Annotated in this window: 12 protein-coding genes and 1 pseudogene; 4 read left to right on the forward strand and 9 right to left on the reverse strand. The window is 70.2% G+C overall.

The features are described 5' to 3' along the window. Positions 1-76: 76 nt before the first annotated feature. Positions 77-241, forward strand: coding sequence for a hypothetical protein (locus tag ACOGI9_RS10745; RefSeq protein ID WP_419857129.1), 165 nt, complete (start codon positions 77-79; stop codon positions 239-241). 22 nt (positions 242-263) lie between these two features. Here ACOGI9_RS10745 and ACOGI9_RS10750 read toward each other — a convergent pair whose 3' ends face one another. From ACOGI9_RS10750 to ACOGI9_RS10765, 4 genes are read right to left on the reverse strand one after another with little or no spacing between them, the layout of a single operon-like run. Further along, positions 264-1,808: a CapA family protein gene (locus tag ACOGI9_RS10750; RefSeq protein ID WP_419857130.1), complete on the reverse strand. Its 1,545-nt coding sequence runs from the start codon at positions 1,806-1,808 to the stop codon at positions 264-266. Next, positions 1,700-3,841 (reverse strand): CehA/McbA family metallohydrolase, encoded by a 2,142-nt coding sequence (locus tag ACOGI9_RS10755; RefSeq protein WP_419857131.1) that lies wholly within the window; start codon positions 3,839-3,841, stop codon positions 1,700-1,702. Before ACOGI9_RS10755 ends, ACOGI9_RS10750 begins: the two co-directional genes overlap by 109 nt. Further along, the gene (locus ACOGI9_RS10760) at positions 3,838-5,526 is read right to left on the reverse strand and encodes an amidohydrolase (protein WP_419857132.1); all 1,689 of its coding nucleotides are present in this window, start codon (positions 5,524-5,526) and stop codon (positions 3,838-3,840) included. Before ACOGI9_RS10760 ends, ACOGI9_RS10755 begins: the two co-directional genes overlap by 4 nt. Then, positions 5,526-7,145 carry an N-acyl-D-amino-acid deacylase family protein gene (locus ACOGI9_RS10765; protein ID WP_419857133.1) on the reverse strand — a complete coding sequence of 540 codons (1,620 nt, stop codon included), beginning with the start codon at positions 7,143-7,145 and terminating at the stop codon, positions 5,526-5,528. Before ACOGI9_RS10765 ends, ACOGI9_RS10760 begins: the two co-directional genes overlap by 1 nt. Before the next feature lie 250 nt (positions 7,146-7,395). Between ACOGI9_RS10765 and ACOGI9_RS10770 the strand changes: the two genes are divergently transcribed. From ACOGI9_RS10770 to ACOGI9_RS10780, 3 genes are read left to right on the forward strand one after another with little or no spacing between them, the layout of a single operon-like run. Continuing rightward, positions 7,396-9,981 (forward strand): CehA/McbA family metallohydrolase, encoded by a 2,586-nt coding sequence (locus tag ACOGI9_RS10770; protein WP_419857134.1) that lies wholly within the window; start codon positions 7,396-7,398, stop codon positions 9,979-9,981. A 16-nt stretch (positions 9,982-9,997) separates the two neighbouring features. After that, positions 9,998-10,615 carry a PH domain-containing protein gene (locus ACOGI9_RS10775; protein ID WP_419857135.1) on the forward strand — a complete coding sequence of 206 codons (618 nt, stop codon included), beginning with the start codon at positions 9,998-10,000 and terminating at the stop codon, positions 10,613-10,615. Then, a complete protein-coding gene (locus tag ACOGI9_RS10780) occupies positions 10,612-12,240 on the forward strand; it encodes a PH domain-containing protein (RefSeq protein ID WP_419857136.1) in 1,629 nt (542 codons plus the stop codon). The genes ACOGI9_RS10775 and ACOGI9_RS10780 overlap by 4 nt, the downstream gene beginning before the upstream one ends. 46 nt (positions 12,241-12,286) lie before the next feature. Here ACOGI9_RS10780 and ACOGI9_RS10785 read toward each other — a convergent pair whose 3' ends face one another. The 5 genes and pseudogenes from ACOGI9_RS10785 to ACOGI9_RS10805 all read right to left on the reverse strand — a co-directional run bounded on the left by ACOGI9_RS10785 (position 12,287) and on the right by ACOGI9_RS10805 (position 18,509). Then, positions 12,287-13,072, reverse strand: a complete 786-nt coding sequence (locus ACOGI9_RS10785; protein ID WP_419857137.1) for an enoyl-CoA hydratase-related protein — start codon at positions 13,070-13,072, stop codon at positions 12,287-12,289. A gap of 2 nt (positions 13,073-13,074) precedes the next feature. Beyond that, entirely contained in the window at positions 13,075-13,968 is an 894-nt protein-coding gene (locus ACOGI9_RS10790) for a deoxyribonuclease IV (RefSeq protein ID WP_419857138.1), read from the reverse strand. Next, positions 13,965-14,680: pseudogene (locus tag ACOGI9_RS10795) on the reverse strand (SDR family oxidoreductase). The gene ACOGI9_RS10790 and the pseudogene ACOGI9_RS10795 overlap by 4 nt, the downstream one beginning before the upstream one ends. Before the next feature lie 36 nt (positions 14,681-14,716). Then, positions 14,717-17,362 carry a DUF5916 domain-containing protein gene (locus ACOGI9_RS10800; protein ID WP_419857139.1) on the reverse strand — a complete coding sequence of 882 codons (2,646 nt, stop codon included), beginning with the start codon at positions 17,360-17,362 and terminating at the stop codon, positions 14,717-14,719. Further along, complete coding sequence (locus ACOGI9_RS10805) at positions 17,352-18,509, reverse strand: acetamidase/formamidase family protein (protein ID WP_419857140.1); 1,158 nt, start codon at positions 18,507-18,509, stop codon at positions 17,352-17,354. Before ACOGI9_RS10805 ends, ACOGI9_RS10800 begins: the two co-directional genes overlap by 11 nt. Between the last annotated feature and the right edge of the window lie 64 nt (positions 18,510-18,573).

An 18,573-nucleotide genomic window follows, 5' to 3' on the forward strand; every position in this document is an offset into this window, starting at 1 on the left:
CGACCGCCTTCGTGGCTTCGCCGCCGGCTGGGACGAAATCATCGATCTGCTTGCCGTCCGCGTCCGGGCGAATGCGGTGCTGGCGCGGCACCCCCTCCGGGCCGCCGATGCCGGCCACCTTGGCGCCGCCCTGCTGGTGAACGAGCAGCTCTCGGACCCACTGCTGTTCCTTTGCCTCGATCAGCGCCTTTGCGACGCCGCCGAGCGCGAAGGCCTCGGCGTGGCCGACACCGGCGATTGAAGGCGACGGGCCCGGTCGGCGGTTAGCGCCGCCAGACGCCTACGCCGTTCTCATACGTGATTTGGGTGCCGTAGGGGCGCGACAGATCGGCAAGGTGCTCGATGATCCTGCGGCCGAGTTCCTCGGGCGCGATCCGCGGCGTCCCGCGCCGGCCGCGTGGCGCCTTCCAGCTCAGTTCGATCGGGTGGAAGATGATTTCGACCACCTCTTCGCCCTCGAAGGTCGCGACCGGAACGACGCTCTCGTACCACTCGGACCCGATGGGGAAACCCGTCGTGGGGTTGCCGTCCTCGTCCACCTGGAAGCGCGTGTCGTAGATCTCCGACGCGAGCCGGTCGAGCGGGATCCCGTAGCGGTCGCGCTGGTCGGAGGGCATGGGGTCGATCGTCTCGTTCTGGAAGATGAAGTTCGCCAGCGAGTAGAAGATCGGCCGGCCTCTGTAGATCTCCACGCCGCGGAGCTGGTGCGGCCCGTGGATGATGAACGCGTCCGCCCCCGCGTCGATCGTCTGCCGCGCGAACTCCTCCATCCACGCCGGCGCCGTCACGAAGGCGTTGCCGGGCTCGTGCGAGTGGCTGTTCACGACGACGTAGTCGGCCTGGTCCGTCGCGTTCCGCACCTCGTGCAGGACGCGTTCGCGGTCCTCGTCGTTGAGCGACACGGTCGCGCGGTCCTCGTCTCCGGGGAACACGGTGGAACCGAATACGCGGACGGGCGCGTCCGCGTCGTCCGACACGTTCGTGCCCTGCCGCCGGGCGACGTCCCGCAGCGCGGCCATGGTCTCCGGCGAGCCCTCGTAGCGCGTGCTCAGCCGGAGCGGGTTCAGCCCCGGGCGACCCTGCACCGTGGGTCCGGCCTTCCCGGCGCGCGACATCGGAGTGAAGGTCGACGCCATTCCGATGAGCGCGATCCGGCCCTTCGGCGTCTCCAGATACCCGGGGCGGCTCGCCCAGCCCAGATTCTCGCCGGTCCCGGAGTGGATGAGGCCCCACTCGTCCATCAGCCGGTTCGTGAGGCGCATGCCCTCGACCCCGTAGTCCGTCGAGTGATTGTTCGCCCGGTTGTAGAGGTTGAACCCCATGTCCACGAGGTCCTTCAGCGTCTCGGGCGAGCCCACCTCGTAGTTGCCGCCGTTCTCCGCCGCCGGCCAGCCCGTGAACTCCTGCAGCCGGAACACCGACTGCTCGAGGTTCAGGAAGGCCGCATCCGTCGCGCGGATAATGTTGGCGAGGTCGTGGAAGCCCGGATCGCCGGGGTGATCGAACGGCGCCGTGCGGCGGTTCATGATCACGTCCCCCACCGCGGACAGCGTCCAGCGCGTCTCGGAATCGATCGGCGAAAGGCTCTGCGCTCGGATTTTCGACCCGATGGCCGGGGCCAGGGCGGCAAGAGATAGAACAAAGCAGAGAGCGAGAAGAGCGGGGCGGCGCATGGGGTCCTCCTTGTGACGGGATCCTGTCATTCGGGAAAAGCAGCGCCCGCGGCGCGGGCGCGGTCGAGGAGGGCCTGGTAGCGGGCTTCGGCTTCCTGCACGCGCGGTTCGAGGCGGAGGCGCTGCTGTTCCCATTCCTCCTCCAGGAGGCGGGTCGTCTCCCAGTATTCGAGATCGCCCGCGGGCCGGATGGGCTCCGTGAGCAGTTCCCGGAGCTTGGCGCGGTGGCGGGCGACGAGTTCGGGCACGGCTTCCAGCTTCCACCACGGTTCGTCCTCCACGACGACGAACACCGGAGCGCTGTGGGCGACCGTCATGTCCCGCTCCCCGTCGCGGTCGCCGAAAGCTCGGACGGCGACCCACAGGCTTTCGTCCGCCTCGATCTCCGTTTCGAGCCGCAGCCGGTCGCCGTCCCCGAACGCCTGGGTCGCGGCGGCGACGACCTCTCCGTGGACGACCAGTTCCAGCCGGTTCAGGCGGTCGATATCGGGGTTGAGTGACGCCTCCGCCACGATCTCGAGGCGCTCCCCGCGCTCGGCGCGAAGCTCGGAGCCCATCTCCCGCCCGTTCACGCGGAACTCGAGGAAGGGCCCGTTGCTCACATAGGTGTGGCCCGAACGGTAGGCGTTGTACCACTCGTTCGGGGCGAACGGCCCGTCCAGCTTCACGTACGTGCGCTCGACGCCCGGCAGCGTGGGCCCGAAGTACGGGTAGTCCGCGCCCGCGATGGGGCGGACGTTGAAGCCGAGGTTCAGGAAGCTGTACCAGATGTCGTCGTACAGGCGCCCGCCCTGCAGGACCTCGATGAAGTCGACGAGGTCGAACGGCACGTCGAGCGCGAGCCCCCGCTCGCCGTTGAAGAGTTGGCCCATGTGCGCGTAGCCGGAGATCCCGCCCTGAGCGCGCGATTCCTCGAACACCCGGTGATAGAGGAAGTAGGACTCCGGATCCGGGCGGATGGGACGCTGCAGGTTGTGGTGGATCGTGTGCCCCCGCTGGACGGTGCGCGGGTCCTCCTGCCCGGACACGAGCGCGTGGCCCTCGCGCACGTACTGTCCCGCTTCCCCCCACGCCGGCTGCTTGAAGTGGGTGACGGCGATGTTCCCCATCTCGAGCAGGTTCGCGACGTGGATGTCCTCGGCCGCGATCTGGGCCCATACGGCGTCGTCCTCCGTATGCTCGCGCGCGATGTGGACGTGGGAGTCGCCGGAGTACCAGCCCTCGGCGGGGAGGTTTGCGTAGCGCTCCAGGGAGACGGTGAGATCGGTCGTCTCATCGGCGCGCACCTCGACGGTCCGCTGATACCCTCGGTATTCGGGGCCCCGCGTCGCGACGAGTTCGTAGCTCCCGACGGGGATGCGGGCCTCGTACTCCCCATCGACGTAGAAAGCGAGGCGGTGTTCGGACGGCCACCACGTGCGCGGGTTCACCCACAGGAGCCGGACCTCGTCGACGAAGCGGTGCACGAGGACGGAGCGCTCGGAGGGGAGCGGGGCGCGGCCCGTCTCGTCGTAGAGGCCGAAGCGTGCGGGGACCGGACGCCCGCTCGCCGCATCCTCGACCGCCAGGCGCAGCGTGCCGTAGCCGTCCGGGACGGGCGTGGCGTGGCTGCGCACGACCTCGATGTCGCACAGGGCGATCCCCTCCGGGCCGCCGATGGCGAGGTCCGTGTCGCGGATGCCGTGCGCGGCGAAGCGGGCGCGCTCGAGCGTCACTCGTGCGGTGGCGAAGGTCGAGCCGGACGCGGGGCCGGACTCGGGTTCGATGGTCGCGGACTCGCCGATCCCGTCGCCGCCGTTGTCGTTGAACCCCACGCTGAATGGGCCCGTGATTTCCGGCGCGTAGGTGACCACGAGGTCGACGGGCTCATCGATGTCGAACGCGAACTCGTCGTCGATGTCGAGCGCGAAGAGGGGGCCGACGACGCACGTGAGGTCGCCGATGTCGCGCGTCTGGAACGGGTTGCCTCGGCCGTACATGCCGAGTTCCGAGCGGGCGACGCCGAGCGTGCGGGCGATGTTCTCGCGCGGCCACTCGAGTTCGACCACGAAGCGGGCATCGCTGTCGTGCGGCGGGGAAGGCGCGCCCTCCCCCGCCGGGCCCGCGGCTCCCGACACCAGGAGGCCGGCCCCGGCCAGAAGGCAGACCCGGCGGACGCGGGCGATCACCGCTCGTACACGACCCGGCCGCCCACCACGGTCAGATCGACCTCCATCGATTCCAGGCATGGGTCCTCGCACTCCAGCACATGGTCCGCCGTCACGACGAGGTCGGCGGCCATCCCGACCTCGAGCGTCCCCTTCTCGTTCTCTTCGAAGGTGAGGTGCGCGTACGCGCTTGTCGCCGCGCGAAGCGCCTCCTCGCGGGTGATCGCCTGGGACGGATCGAGCACGCCGGCGCTGATCGTGCCGCGCGTGGTGAAGTGGTGCAGCATCCACCACGGGTCCCACGGGACGACGGGGGAATCCGTCCCCAGCGACACCGGGATCCCGGCGTCGAGGTAGGCGCGCACGGGCGTGGTCCAGGCGGCGCGCCACGCGCCCCAGTACTTCACGAGGCTCGGCGCCGCGACGTAGAGGTGGTTCTGCGCGGTCACGGAGAGTCCGAGCGCCCGCATGCGCGGAAAGTGGTCATCGCGCGGGATGAATCCGTGCTCGATGACCCAGCGCAGGCCGTCGATCGGCGCATCGGCGTGCGCGGCCTCGTAGCCGTCGAGCACGAGGTCGATCGCCGCGTCGCCCACCGCGTGCGTCGCCACCCGCCAACCCTGCCGGTGAAGCTCGCGGACGGTCTCGATGAAGCGGTCGGTCGGCACGGTCTGCAGGCCGTGGAAGGTGCCGCCCTCGCCCCACGGTTCCTCGTACGGCTCGCGCATGAGGCCGCCCTCGAAACCGCCGTCCACGCCGACCTTCACGCCGCCGACGCGGAGCCAGTCGTCGCCCTCGCCCATGGCCGGCCATGTGGCAAGCGCGTCGGCGAGCGGCGGCGCCCCGGCGCCGCGGGGGGCGCGGAGGACGTAGTTCACGCGCAGGGTGAGCCGGCCCTCGTCCCGGAGGCGCTCGATGGCCCGGTACTGATCGGGGGGGCCGCCCGGGTAGCGGATGCTGGTCAGGCCGCGGGAGTTGAGCGCGGCGTACTCCTCGGCCAGCGCGTCGAGGACGGCCGCCGGGTCGGGCGGCGCGGCCGCCGGCAACGTCACGAGATCCTTGGCGCGGTCGACGAGTTCCCCGTTCAGCCGCCCGCCCGGATAGCGGCCGATGCGGCCGCCCGGCACCTCCGGCGTCGATTCGTCGATGCCCCAGCGGGAGAGCGCCGCGCTGTTCAGCACGTACTCGTGCCCGCCGCGGACGACGACGACCGGCTGCCCGGGCGCCGCGCCGTCGAGATCGTCACGGTAGGGGAGGCGGTGCTCGGCGAGCTGCCCCTCGTGCCAGTCGCGATTCGTGACGATGAGTTCGCCGGGGGCGGTCTCCAGCGCGAAAGCGGCGATCGCGTCCTCTACGTCCTGCAGGGAGCGCGCGGCCGTCAGGTCGACCCCCGGACCGCCCCCGATGCCATGGTAGTGGTTGTCGGCGAGCCCCGGGATCACGGTCCGGCCACCCAGTTCGACGACCCGTGTGTTCGGCCCCGCGAGCGCCCGAACTTCTTCCGACGTTCCCACCGCCGCCACACGGCCGTCGGCGACCGCGAGCGCCTCCACCATCCCCGGCTCCCCCATCGTGAGGATCTCCCCGTCGACGAGGATGAGATCCGCCGCTTCAGACGGGGCCTCCGAGCAGGCCGCGAGTCCAAGCGCCGCGAACCCAAGCGCTGCCAGCGCGACCCCGGGTCGTGCAGGCAGGATCTTCGCCATCACGGGCCTCCTCCCGTCTCGCGGCGCAGGAGGCTGCCGGGCTGTGCTTCCGTCAGCGTGCCGTCGTCGATCACGGGCACGCCGTTCACGAACACGTAGTCCATCCCCTCGGCATAGCGCATCGCGTCCCCGAACCGGGCCAGGTCCCGCACCGCGTCCGGATCGAAGATGACGAGATCCGCCGCCATCCCCGGCGCGATCAGGCCCCGGTCCGCCAGCCCCAGCCGGCGGGCGGCGAGCGACGTCATGCGGCGCACGGCGTCCTCCAGACTCAGGATCCCGTCCTCTCGCACGTATTTTGCGATCACGCGCGGGAAGGCCCCGAACGCCCGCGGATGGGAACTCGCCGTGGTCGCCGGATTCACCGGGGAGGCGTCCGTGTCGATCATCACGAACTCGGCCCGGAGCGCCTGCCACTTCTGCTCCTCGTTCATGCTCTCCGGGTTCACGCTCACGCCGCCGGCCTGCACGAGATCGAAGAACGCGTCCCACGGATCCGTCCCCAAAACCTCCGCCGCCTCGGCGACCGAGAGGTTGATCACCCGCTCGTCCACCTCGTCGGGAGCGGAGACGATGAGGACCTTGTCCCAGTCCATCCCCACATGGCGGTACCAGTTCTCCCAGTCCGACGTGGTCTCCACCTCGCGGCGGAGCTCGGCCCGCACCGCGGGGTCGGAAAGGGTCTCCAGGAAGGGATCCCTGCCGCCCGCGTAGTGCCGCGGGTGGAGGAAGGACCCGAGGCCGATCCCGTTCCGGATGTAGGGATAGATGTCCGCCGTCACGTCGATCCCGGCCACGCGCGCCGAATCGATGAGGGCGAGGGCCTCGGCCATCAGCGGCCAGTTTTCCTGTCCCGCGGCCTTGAGGTGATAGATGTGGACGGGGGTGCCGGCGCGGACGCCGACCTCGATCGCTTCCCGGATCGCCTCCAGCACCGAGTGCGATTCGTTCCGCATGTGCGTGAAGTAGGTCCCGCCGTACTCGCCGGCGACGCGCGTGAGTTCGACGAGTTCCTCCGTCGTCGCGTACACGGCGGGCGGATAGATGAGGGAGGTCGAGGTCCCGACGGCGCCGTCCTCCATCGCCTGCCGGACGAGCGCCTTCATCTCCTCGAGTTGCTCGGGCGTCGGCTGCACGTCCTCCTCGCCGAGGACCACGCGCCGCACCTGCGTGAGTCCCACGTCGTGCACCACGTTGATCGGGATCCCGATACGCTCGACGTGCGCGAAGTACTCGGCGTAGGTCCGCCAGCGCAGTTCCTCGCCGTTCACGACCAGCCCCCAGGGCTGGGTGGCGTCGCTCTGGGGCGCGGCGGACCCGCCTTCGCCGGAGAGGTAGGTCGTGATCCCCTGTCGGAGCTTGCTCTCGGCGCTCGGGGGATCCGTGATGAGGACGACGCTCGACTGACCCATCATGTCGATGAAGCCGGGGCTGACCACGCGGTCCGCCGCATCGATCGTGCGCACCGCCGGGTGGCCCGCGAGGTTCCCGACGGCCGCGATCCGGTCGCCGCGCAGGCCGACGTCGCCCCGCACCCAGGGATTCCCCGCCCCGTCCACGATCCGCGCCCCCGTGATGAGCACGTCGAACGGACCCGCCGACGTCGATCCCGCCTCCATCCCGCATCCGGAAAGACCGGCTGCGAGGAGACAGACTCCCAGCACAGCGGGCAGCGGAGCCGTCCTCGGAGCCCTCCTCGGAGTTCCCCGCGGCCCGTCGTGTCTCGCGTTCACCGATTTCATTGGCCAGTCCCGGGAATGGGCAACTTGGGTGTTCCATCAAGGATCGACCGGGCGTCGTCTGGCGGCAACCGCACACGCCAGCCAGTGTTGGGGACCGATTCCTGGCTCCACCGTTCCGGAGGCTGACATGACGCCGACGCCGCGCGCCCTTCGACTGTTCGGATTCCTCCTGATCGCCGGCGGCGGGTTCGCTGCGCTGCCGCTCGCGGGGCAGGACGACGTGGCCAAGTATCCGGGGCCGTTCCCCGGCGGATATCCGGCGATGAGCGGGATCGGCGGGTCGGGGAAGATGTACATGGAGAGCTACTTTCCACCCCCGGTCACGGCGTCTCCCACCTATCCCGCGTTCTCGCCCGATGGCGCGTCGATCGCCTTCGCCTACCAGGGGCGGATCTGGGCGGTGCCGGCCGAAGGGGGCGTGGCCCGGCAGCTCACGTCCGGGGCCGGATACCACTCGCAGCCGAGCTGGTCTTCAGACGGGCGATACATCGCCTACGCCGCGGACATCGGCCTTAATCTCGACATCTTCCTGCTCGACCTGGAGAGCGGGGCTTCCCGCCGGCTGACGGAAGATCCCGCGATCGACATGCGGCCGCGGTTCTCCCCGGACGGCTCCCGGATCCTGTTTACGACCGGACGGGACGGGACGTTCGATCTCTGGGCCTACGACCTCGGGGCGGACGCGCTGGAGTCCGTCATCGCCCACCCGGGGGCGAACGACATGGCCGGCGACTGGATCGGCGACACGGGCGATATCGTCTTCGTCTCCAAGCGCGGCGAGGCGGCGCTCGGTTCGGGCTCCCTGTGGCGGTGGAGCGCCGACACCGGCGAGGCGGAACTCCTCATCCGCATCGAGACGAACTACCAGGCCTCACCCGTCGTGGCCCCGCATGGCGGCTCGGTGGCCTACGTCACCGACGCCTCCGGGAACAACGACATCTACCAGGTCCCGACCTACCGGGCATCCGCGGCGCAGGATCGCTCCAGCCCGGGAATCCAGCAGGTCCGGCTCACGCACACCCGCACGGACGAGTACTTCCCCTCCTGGTCTCCGGACGGGGAGCGCCTCGTCTACGCGCGGAACGGGGGCCTCCACGGCGAGGAACGGACGATCGACGGCGGCATGGGATTCGGGCTCTACACGACGGGGCGCGGGGGCGGCGAGCCGGTCCCGGTGCGAATCGAGGATTACGCGTGGTCCGAACCCACGGGCCGGGTGCAGGTCCGCGTCACCGACCCGAGGGGGCGGCGGGTCCCCTCCCGCATCTACCTGGAGGGGTCGGACGGGCGGAGCTACTTCCCGGACGGGAGCTTCCCGCGCGTCCTGAGCGGGCCCGAGGACTACTACTTCCACACGGACGGGAGCTTCTCCGTCACCCTCCCGGTCGGGGCGGCCGAACTGGAGGTGTGGCGAGGCTTCGAGTACGAGCCCGCCATGCACACGGTCGACGTGCGGGCCGGCGAGTGGACGAACGTGGACGTTCGGCTCGAGCGCTGGATCGACATGGCGGCGGACGGCTGGTATTCCGGGGACAATCACATTCACCCGAACTATGGCGGCCATTACTTCGTCACCCCGCTCGACCTCGGGAACAAGGCGCTGGCGGAAGACCTCAATGTGGCGAACGGGATGATCGCCAACTATTGGGCGAACAGTCGCGTGGAGGACCTGGAGCACTTCCTCGGCCACCCGCATCCGCACCCGGACCCGCGCACGATCGTCTACTACAACGAGGAGTACCGGCCGAACTTCTTCGCCCACATGTCGCTGCTGAACCTCGTGGAGCTCATCACGCCGTTCTACATCGGTTACGAGGGGACAGCGTTCCGGGAACTCTATCCCGACAACGCGGCGGTGCTCAGGCGCGTGCACGAACAGGGCGGCATCGGCGGCTACGTGCACCCGTTCGGGCTCAGTCACCGCGGGCCGGACCCGGCGCCCGGCGGGGCGCGCGAACTGCCCGTCGACGCGATCCTCGGGCTGGCCGACTTCGTGGACGTCTCCTGCATCTGGAGCGATGAACTGGGGACGGCCGCCATCTGGTACCGCCTCCTCAACACCGGCTCCCGGATCCCGGCCACCGCGGGGACGGACGCGATGACCGACATGTGGCGGCATCCGGCCGTGGGAACGACGCGCTCGTACGTCTACACGGGCGAGGAGGACCTCGACTACGACGAGTGGGCGGACGCGATGGCCGCGGGTCACGCCTTCGTGACGAGCGGACCCATCCTCACGCTCGACGTGGACGGCAGGGGGATGGGCGAGGAACTCGCGGTGTCACGCGGCGAGAGCGTGAGGGTCGCGGTCACCGCGCGCTCGCTGTTCGAGATGGAGCGGCTCGACATCATCCGGAACGGCGAGATCATCCACACCGTCGAGGCGACGGGCGACGGCCGGACGCTCGAGGCGGAGATCGACGTCGCCATCGACGGAAGCGGCTGGATCGCCGCGCGGGTCCTCGGGCCGGCGCAGCACGGCGCGATGGACAGCTACCTGTTCGCGCACACGAACCCGGTGTTCGTCATCGCCGATGGCGAACCGATCCGGTCGCCGGAAGACGCCGCGTTCTTCGTGCGCTGGATCGAACGGACGCTCGACGACATCCACTCGATGGACCGCTGGGACGACCCGGCCCACAAGGCCGAGGTGGTCGCGACGTTCGAGGAGGGTCTCCGCCTGTACCAGGCCCAGGCGAACGATGGTCGCTGAGGGCCGCGGGGCGGCCATGTCGGCGACCCCGGAACTCGAAGTACCCGGCGACTTCTTCAACCCCGAAGTACCGCTCGACGCACTGCCCGGCGCCGAGAACGTCGACTGGATGCCGCTTCACCCCCGTTTCGCGAGGCGCCTCCAGGTCGGGGCGACGATCCGGGCCGTCGTCTACGTCCTGGGGGCCGGGGCGTTCCAGATGGCGGTATCCCCTCGCAACCGGGCCGCTATCGCGGAGTCCGTGCCGTGGCTGCCGGCCCTCCTGTGGACGGCACTGGGGGTCTTCTGCATGTGCTCCATCGTATGGCCGCTGATCGCCGTCCCGCGTCGGGGGTATGTCGTCCGCGAGAAAGACCTCCTGTACAAGTCGGGCGTCCTTTGGCGCTCCGTGAAGGCGTTCCCCTTCAATCGCGTGCAGCACACCAAGCTCCACAGCACGCCGCTGGACCGCCGGTTCGGGTTGGCCAGCCTGTCGGTCTTTCCGGCGGGAGGCGGCCTCGGCAACCACGTCCGCGGTTTGGGACGGGAGACGGCAGAGCGGCTGCGCGTGTACGTCTCGGAACGAATCGAATCCGGGGCGCTCGCCGCGGATTCCGACGAACGCTTCGAAGCCGCGGGGGACGCCGGCCGGTGAATCCGCCGAACCCCGGCGATTGGCAGCGCTCCTCCCCCTTCGCCCTTCTCTTCTTCGCCGGAAACGTCGTCAGGATCCTGGCGCGAGCGATGCTGGGTGCCCTGATCCCGCTGATCGCGATCATACCCCTGGTGCGGGACGATCCCGGCGCTCTCGGGATTCTGCTCCTCGTGCTCGGGGCGGTTCTCCTGCTGCCCTTCGTCGTGGGCGCGGTTCAGTGGGCTTGCTTCAGATTCCGGATCGCCGGCGACCGACTCCTCATCCGCAAAGGCGTCCTCAAGAAGACCGCGCTGGACCTCCCTTACGAGCGCGTGCAGGGCATCAACGTCAGGCGGTCCCCGGTCGACCGCCTGTTCGGGCTGGTCACAGTCACTCTCGATACGTCGGGCTCGGTCCAGGCCGAGGGCAAACTGCCGTCGATCAAGACGGAGGTCGCCCACCGGCTGCAGCGCAGCGTGACGGCGCTTCGACCCGTCCTCGGAGGCCCCGCCGCGGGCGAGGGGGACTCGGCGGGCGCGGGCGCCAGCGGGTCGGCCGCTCCGGTGGAAGCGCGGTCCGGCGTCGGACCGGACCCCGTCCTTCTCCGGCTCGGCTCGGCCGATATGGTGCGCATCGGGCTCGCCAGCCGGAACTTCATCTTCGTGGCGGCGCTGGTCGGCGTGCTGACCGACCTGCTCCAGCCTGGGGATTCCCTCGATCCGATCCTGGAGGCGATCGAGGCCGGCTTCGACAGTGCCGCGAGCGCGTTCACCAGTCTCGGGGCGCTCGCCCAGGTGGGGCTCGCGGCCGCCGTGATCGCCTCCATCGCGGGCGTGGCGCTCCTCCTCACGGTGACCGCCGCGTTCCTGCGACACCACAACTTCACGCTGCAACACGACGGCGGCCGGTTCCGTTCGCGCGCGGGTCTCCTCACGCAGCGCGAGGTCGTGGTCGAGGCGCCGAAGATCCAGCAATTGACCGTGAGCCAGGGCCTCGTGCTGCGGTGGCTGCGGCGGTACCGGCTCTACGCCCTCCCGGCCGCGGCCGTCTCCCCGGACGCGGGCCGGGTCTCCGCCGTCGAAGTGCCGGATGTGCTCGAGGTGCCGCTCCTGGGTGACCGGCTCGCCGAGGAGTTGCGGTCGCTGATGTTCGAGCGGGAAGCGACGGCGGTTCCCGTTCTGCCCGGAAGCCTGGGTCTCAAGCGGGTGTCGCCCCACTACATTCGCGCGCTTGCCCTGCGTTACGCGCTCGTCCTGGTCGCCGTCTTCGGAACCCTCCTGTTGCTGGCGGACGCCGGAGTGTTCGCCCGCACCTCCACGATCCTCTTCTGGTGGGCCGCATCCATGCCGGCTGCGGCGCTCGCCGCCTGGCAGCGGTGGCGCCGGCAGGGATACGCGTACGACCGCGACGGACTGGCGAGCCGCAGCGGATTCCTGGGAAGCGAGGTGAAGGCGTTCCCCCTGCGGAAAGTTCAGTCCGCGACCGTCCGGCAGTCTCCGCTGCAGCGCCGGAAGGGACTGGCCACGCTGCGGGTACAACTGGCGTGCGGGAGGATCACGGTCCCGTACATCGACCGCCGTGTGGCTCGTGCGCTACGGGACTACATCCTGTACCGGGTGGAGTCCTCACGCCGACGCTGGCATTGACCGAGCAGTCCGTGGGAAGCGACGCCCGCCACTTGCCCGAGCCCGGCTACCGGCCCTTGAAGTTCGGTTCGCGCTTTTCCGTGAAGGCGCGGGGGCCTTCGGCGTGGTCCTCGGAGACGAGCATGCGCTCGTAGGCGGGGAACCGGCCCTCCTGGACGGCCTCGAAGGCGTCCCGCACCGACAGACCCTCGATCTCGCGCACGATCTCCTTGATCGCCCGCATCGAGAGCGGGGCGTTTCGGGCCAGGCCCTCGGCAACCTCACGCGCCTTCGAGAGCACCCGCTCCGAAGGGACGACCCAGTTCACGAGGCCCCATTCGTGCGCCTCCTCCGCCCCCATCCGGCGGCCGGTGAGCAGCATCTCCATCGCGACGTTCCGCGGCAGCCGCCTCGGAAGCCGCTGGACGCCGCCCGCGTCGGGCACGTTCCCCAGGCGGCCCTCGGGGAACCAGAACTCGGCGCCCTCGCTCGCGACGATGAGGTCGGCGGCGAGCATGATCTCGCACCCTCCCCCCACCGCCAGGCCGTTCACGGCGGCGATCACGGGCTTCGTCAGGTCCCACAGTTCCGTGATCCCGCCGAAGCCGCCCGCCCCGTAGTCCATCCGCTCGTGCTCCCCTCCGGCCGCGGCCTTCAGGTCCCAGCCGGCCGAGAAGATGCGGTCGCCGGTCGAGGCGAGGATCGCCACGCGGAGGTCATCGTCGTCGCGGAAGCCGCAGAAGACCTCTCCCATGCGGATGCTCGTCGCCGCGTCGATCGCGTTCGCCGGCGGCCGGTCCAGCGTGACTTCGAGGACGTGCCCGCGGCGCCGGGTGCTCACCGGATCGGACATGATCAGCGACTCCTTTCGCGGTAGCTCCGCAGGCGGGCGAGGTTCCGGATGTCGGCGTCCGCGCCGTCCTCCCCCTTCGGGGTCTCCAGGATCTTGGGGACGTGGCGCAGGCGGGCGTCCCGCATCAAGCGCCGGAACGGGCCCTCGCCGAGGCTGCCTTCGCCGATTTCCTCATGGCGGTCCTTTCGCGAGTCGAAGGGGTGCTGCGAGTCGTTCACGTGGATGAGCCCCAGGCGTTCGAGTCCCAGCGCGCGGTCGAACGCCTCCCAGACGCCATCGTAGTCGCCAACCAGGTCGTATCCGGCCGAGTATGCGTGGCACGTATCGAAGCAGATGCCCACGCGCCCCCGCTGCGACTCCGGGATCCGATCGAGGATGGCGCGCAGGTTCTCGAAGCTCGCCCCAACGGTCGTCCCGGCGCCGGCCGTGAGTTCGAGGAGGACGCGGGTCGGGCCCTCCACGGCCTCCAGCGATTCGGTCACGCCCCGCGCGTTGCGCGCGAGCCCTTCTTCGATATCCCCATCCGTCGCGTTCCCGGGATGGGTCACCAGAAAATCGAGATCGAGGCGCACGCAGCGCCGAAGCTCGCTCTCGAAGCTGCGTTGCGACATCCGCCACAGCCGCCGGTCGGGGGAGGAGAGGTTGATGAGATAGGAGTCGTGGGCCCCCGCGACGGCGATCCCGTGCTCGGCGCGTGCCGCCTTGAACGCCGCGGCCGTCTCGTCGTCGATGCGCGGCTCGGCCCACCGGTTGGGCTGCTTGGTGAAGATCTGGAAGTTCGCCGCCCCGATCTCCGCCGCGCGCCGCGGCGCGGTCGGCACGCCGCCCGCCACCGAGACGTGGGCGCCGAGTTCGTCGCGGGCGCCTGCTCCCGCACTCTCCGGCGGCGCGGTCACGCCTTCCGCGGTGGCTGCGAGGGACGCAGTTCGACGCGGCTCACGTGGGCTTCCTTCGGATAGGAGAGCAGTTGCATGACCGCCGCCGCGCAGTCATCCACGTGGAGGCGCCAGGTCCGTTCCGGCACCTGCTCCCGGCCGTTGAAGTACGTGTCCACGCTCCCGGGCATCACGATGCTCACCCGCACGTCGTCATAGCGCACGTCGAGCAGCATCGCCTCGGTGAGTCCGAGCAGGCCGTACTTGCTCGCGTTGTACCCGGTGCCGCCGTGGAAGGGATGGCGGCTGGCGAGCGACGCGATGTTCACGATGAAGCCGTCGCCGCTCGCGCTCAGGTGGGGGAGCGCGGCCCTGGAGCAGTAGAAGACGCCGCCGAGGTTCACGTCGATCTGGAGTTGCCACTCCTCGACGCTCATCTCCCGCAGCGGTTTGAAAATCCCGAGTCCGGCGTTGTTCACGAGGATGTCGAGCCGGCCAAGCGGGCCACGGTGTCCTCGACCATGCGGTCGCAGGCATCCGCGTCTGCCACGTCGCACACGATGCCCAGCGCCCGGTCGCCGAGTTCGGCCTCGGCCGCGCGCACATCCGCCCCGGTCCTCGCGCAGACCGCAACGGACGCTCCCGCCTCCAGCAGGTGCTCCGCGATCGCGCGCCCGATCCCCTTCGTCCCGCCCGTCACGAGCGCGACCCTGCCCATCATGTCCGGTTCCATGCCACTCCTCTCACGGCTGCGACCCTTCCGGGCTCCTCAGATCGGGAGCCAGTAGGCGACCTTGAGCAGGAAGACGTGTTGCCCTCGCGCGCGCAGGCTGTCGACGAGACGGCCGGGATCCACGAGTTCGCCCGAAGTCCGCATGTCGGAGCGGTCCTGCTGCCAGACGAGGAAGAGCGTGCTGCCCGGCTGCCACTCCCAGCGGAGGACGACGTTGCTGCGCAGCGAGAGGATGTTGAAGTCCCCGTCGGGGAGCGTAAACGATCGGCCACCCTCGGTCACGTCCCACGACCCGTCACGGCGGCGATCGATCCTCGATCCCATTTCGCCGTACAGGAGCAGGTGTCGCTGGCCCGGTTCGAGGAGTTCGCCCAGTCCGTGGCGCCGTCCGCTCGCCGCGAACGGCTCGAAGTAGGCCTCGAGCGTGAGGTCCGGGCCGAAGGCGTAGGCGCCGCGGAGGCGGAGGGCGAGGGTGCTGCGGTCGATGGCGGAGAAGATGTAGCGCCGGTCGAAGGTGGCCCGCCGGCCGCCGGCCCGCGTCGTGAGGTACTGGCGCGATTCCGTTTCGCGCCGGTAGCTGGGTTCGACTTCGAGTTGCAGGGCGGCCCCCGGGCGGAGCGTGAGCGCGCCGGCCACGTCGTACGACCACCCGCCGGTCTCGTCCCGCCCGTAGGCCCCCCTGAGCCGGAAGCCGGTCCGGAAGGAGCGGTCGGTGGCGAGCGCGAGGCCGGCCTGCCAGCGCGCGAGCGTCTCCATGAGGGGGCCGCCGCGCGTGAGGTGGTCGCTGAGCGCGCGCGGGTGGTATCCGCCCTCGAGCGTCGTGCGCAGGTAGTTGTGCCAGGTGGCGGTCGCCCGGGCCCCGATCGTCGTCTCCGTGCGCACGCCGTCGAAGTTCCACGAACTCGCCGAGGTGAGGCCGACCTGCCATGCGCGGGCAAACGCGGTCGGAATCGTCTCGCGGATCGCGATGTCGGCTGCGGCCGTGAGCCGGTCCGCGTTGAACATCTGTCCCACGTCGTTGATCTCGAAGCCCGGCGAGACGGCTTCGCCCCGCACGCGCCACAGCCAGCGCCGTCCGCCCACCTTCCGCATCCCGAGGGCCGCGGTGTACCCGGAGAGCGCGGAACGCGACGGGTCCAGCAGGGCGGTCTCGCGGTCCGGCCGCTGGAAGAAACGCGCGCTCGAGCGCTGCACCCGCAGGATCGCATCCGGGTTCCCGCTGAGGTGCGAGAACCCCGCGTGTCCCGTGAGTTCGTACTCGCCCCCTGCGAAGCGCAGGTTCCAGTCCGTGCCGCCCGCGTAGGCGCGCCACGGGAGGAGCGCGGCGAGTTCCGGACGGCCCTCGCGGCTGAGCGTGGTCCCCGTGAAGCCGAGCGTGGACCCCTCCTCCCCGAACTCCTGCTCGAGTCTCGCCACCGCGAAGGCGCTCAGGGGGGCGATGGGGACGGCGCTCTCGATGGTGTCCGTCGCGGCCGGGCGCCGGGTGAAGTGGAACGCCCGGGCATCCTCGCGACCGGTGACGGCGAAGAGCGCGCCCACCGAGGTCCCGCCGGGGAGTCGGCCCGTGACCTTCCCCGCCCCGAGAATCGTCGTTTGATCCGGCGCGACGACGCTGTCGGCGTCCGCCCGTCCCGCAGGCGGAGCCCCGATGCGCCGCGAGTAGAAGTAGCGCGGGCCCAGCCCCTCCATGAGTTGGCGACCTTCCGTGAAGAAGGGGCGGCGCTCCTCGAAGACTTCCTCGAACGCGGTCAGGTTCACCACCGCGGGGTCCGCCTCGACCTGTCCGAAGTCCGGGTTGACGGTGGCGTCGAGCGTCAGGCTCGAACCGAGACCGACCTTGAAGTCCGCCCCCACGCGGGACTCGCTCCGCGTCACCACGCCCGCCATGGGACCGCCCGTGGGCGTGCGCAGATCGCCCGCCACGTAGGGCAGAAACTCGATCCCCCGGCTCCCCCGTACGCCCTCGAGTCCGGTGAGGTCGCCGAGGCGCGACGACCACCCCGGCTCGCTCCGCACGACGAGTTCCCACAGGAGGTTCTCCTGGATGTCGGGCATGTAGCGGTTGATGTTCACGCCCCACGCCGACTCGTCGCCGTTGAAGCGCAGTTGCGAGAATGGCATGCGCATCTCGGCCGTCCACCCGAGCGAGTCGCGCTGCACGCGCGCCGACCACACGGGATCCCACGTGTAGTCGCGGTTCGACACGTTGTCCTCGGGGTGGTACCAGTCCGTGCGGCTGCCCGCCGCGTTCACCCCGAAGGAGACCGCCGTGCGCCGGTTCAGGTAGGGGTCGAGCGAGACGAGCAGGCGCTCGGAACCGGTGTTCTGGTCGCGGCGCGTGCGGTAGGCCTGGATGCCGGCGGGGTCGTCCGTGTACATGCGCCCGGCGATCCACAGCGCGTCGTCGTCGAACGCGAACGCGACTTCGGTCCGCCGCGTGGCCGGCTCGCCCTCGTCCGGCTCGCGCTGCCAGAACGTCGTCGCGAATTCCGCCCGCGACCACACCGCGTCGTCCAGATGGCCATCCAGCAGGAGAGTCCCATTCGCGTCGCGCGTAGCCCTGAGTTGCTGCCGGTCCTCCGGACCCAGGCCCTGCGCGCCGAGCGCCGGGGCCGCGGGGAACAGGATCAGGATGACGGCGGCGACGGCCGGCGGAATGCGGCGCGAGCTGTCAGCGCTCAAGGAAGACATCCTTCGGGATGAAACCCGTGACGACCTGGGTCAGGTCGACGACCTCGCTCACCCGGAAATCGACGGCGATGCTGGCGAGGGAAAGCGCCCTGTCGGGCGCCAGTCCCTTCTCCTCGACGAGGAACTCCACCACGAGCCGGGTCGCCTCGCGCGCGGCGCGGTCGAGGTCGAGATCGATGCCCATGATCAGGTAGTGCGTCGGGGTCTCCGCGCGCGGGGCCGGGATCGTCACCCCCTTGTGCACCACGAACTGGAACACACCCGTGAGCGACTGCTCGATCGCGGTGCCGCTCACCTCCCCGTCGCCCTGCGCGCCGTGCCCATCGCCCGCGTAGAAGAGCGCCCCCGGATGGAAGACGGGGAGGTACAGCGTCGTCCCGGCCGTGAGGTCCTTCACGTCGAGGTTGCCGCCGAAGGCGCCCGGCGGGCGGGATCCCTGGACGCCGGGCACCGTCACGCCCGGCTCGCCCACGACCGGATCGGGGGCGACGGCGAGGATCCCCATGAACGGCGCCAGCGGCACCTGGATGTCGGACGAGAAGAAGGCGACTTCCCGTCCGTCCGCGTCACCCGTCCGGATCAGGTGCCGGCCGGCCGGAATGTCGAGCGGTTCGTCCCCTTCGCGGGCGCCGGGATAGCTCGGGGAGAAGACCCCGCCCCGGCCGCTGGTGGAGTTCACGCCCCACGGTACGCGCGTCTCAATGTCCAGGATCCGGACCTCGAGCATGTCGCCGGGCTCGGCCCCCTCGATGTGGACCGGACCCGTGATGACGTGCCCGCTCCGCCCCTCGCGTGGACGGGCTTCGCGCGAGGCCCAGAAGTCGATGACGTCGTCGAGGATCTCCTCCCGCGGCACACCGAGTCCCGTCAGAAACTCGACCGGGTGCTCGTCCTGCGTGGCCCCCACGTGGGTCAACGTCTCGATCCGCACGGTCTCGCCGGACGCGATCCGCAGCACCGGCTCCTTGTCGATCGGGAACCAGCCCCAGTTGAGCGTTTCCGGCCGCGACGGGAGGAAGTGGTCGGCTTCGACCTCCCCGGCTTCAGCGACATTCATCTCTTCGCTCACGGGCGGGGCACACCCCAGCGCGAGCGCACAGCCCATGGTCACCAGCCCCGGCCTCATTTGACGCGACATGGAACGCTCTCCCACGCTGAGGGTCAGCGTTTACAGTGGATCTTCCCGTTCCGGGAGGCAACGA

Source organism: Candidatus Palauibacter irciniicola, assembly GCF_965208695.1.
Taxonomy (GTDB): domain Bacteria; phylum Gemmatimonadota; class Gemmatimonadetes; order Palauibacterales; family Palauibacteraceae; genus Palauibacter; species Palauibacter irciniicola.

What these genes read in the sequence shown, in the direction of transcription:
- ACOGI9_RS10775 (WP_419857135.1), top strand. Translation starts at nt 9,998, where the DNA reads ATGTCGGCGACCCCGGAACTCGAAGTACCCGGCGACTTCTTCAACCCC.
- ACOGI9_RS10770 (WP_419857134.1), top strand. Translation starts at nt 7,396, where the DNA reads ATGACGCCGACGCCGCGCGCCCTTCGACTGTTCGGATTCCTCCTGATC.
- ACOGI9_RS10760 (WP_419857132.1), bottom strand. Translation starts at nt 5,526, where the DNA reads ATGGCGAAGATCCTGCCTGCACGACCCGGGGTCGCGCTGGCAGCGCTT.
- ACOGI9_RS10785 (WP_419857137.1), bottom strand. Translation starts at nt 13,072, where the DNA reads ATGTCCGATCCGGTGAGCACCCGGCGCCGCGGGCACGTCCTCGAAGTC.
- ACOGI9_RS10750 (WP_419857130.1), bottom strand. Translation starts at nt 1,808, where the DNA reads ATGGGAACAGCAGCGCCTCCGCCTCGAACCGCGCGTGCAGGAAGCCGA.
- ACOGI9_RS10765 (WP_419857133.1), bottom strand. Translation starts at nt 7,145, where the DNA reads ATGGAGGCGGGATCGACGTCGGCGGGTCCGTTCGACGTGCTCATCACG.
- ACOGI9_RS10805 (WP_419857140.1), bottom strand. Translation starts at nt 18,509, where the DNA reads ATGTCGCGTCAAATGAGGCCGGGGCTGGTGACCATGGGCTGTGCGCTC.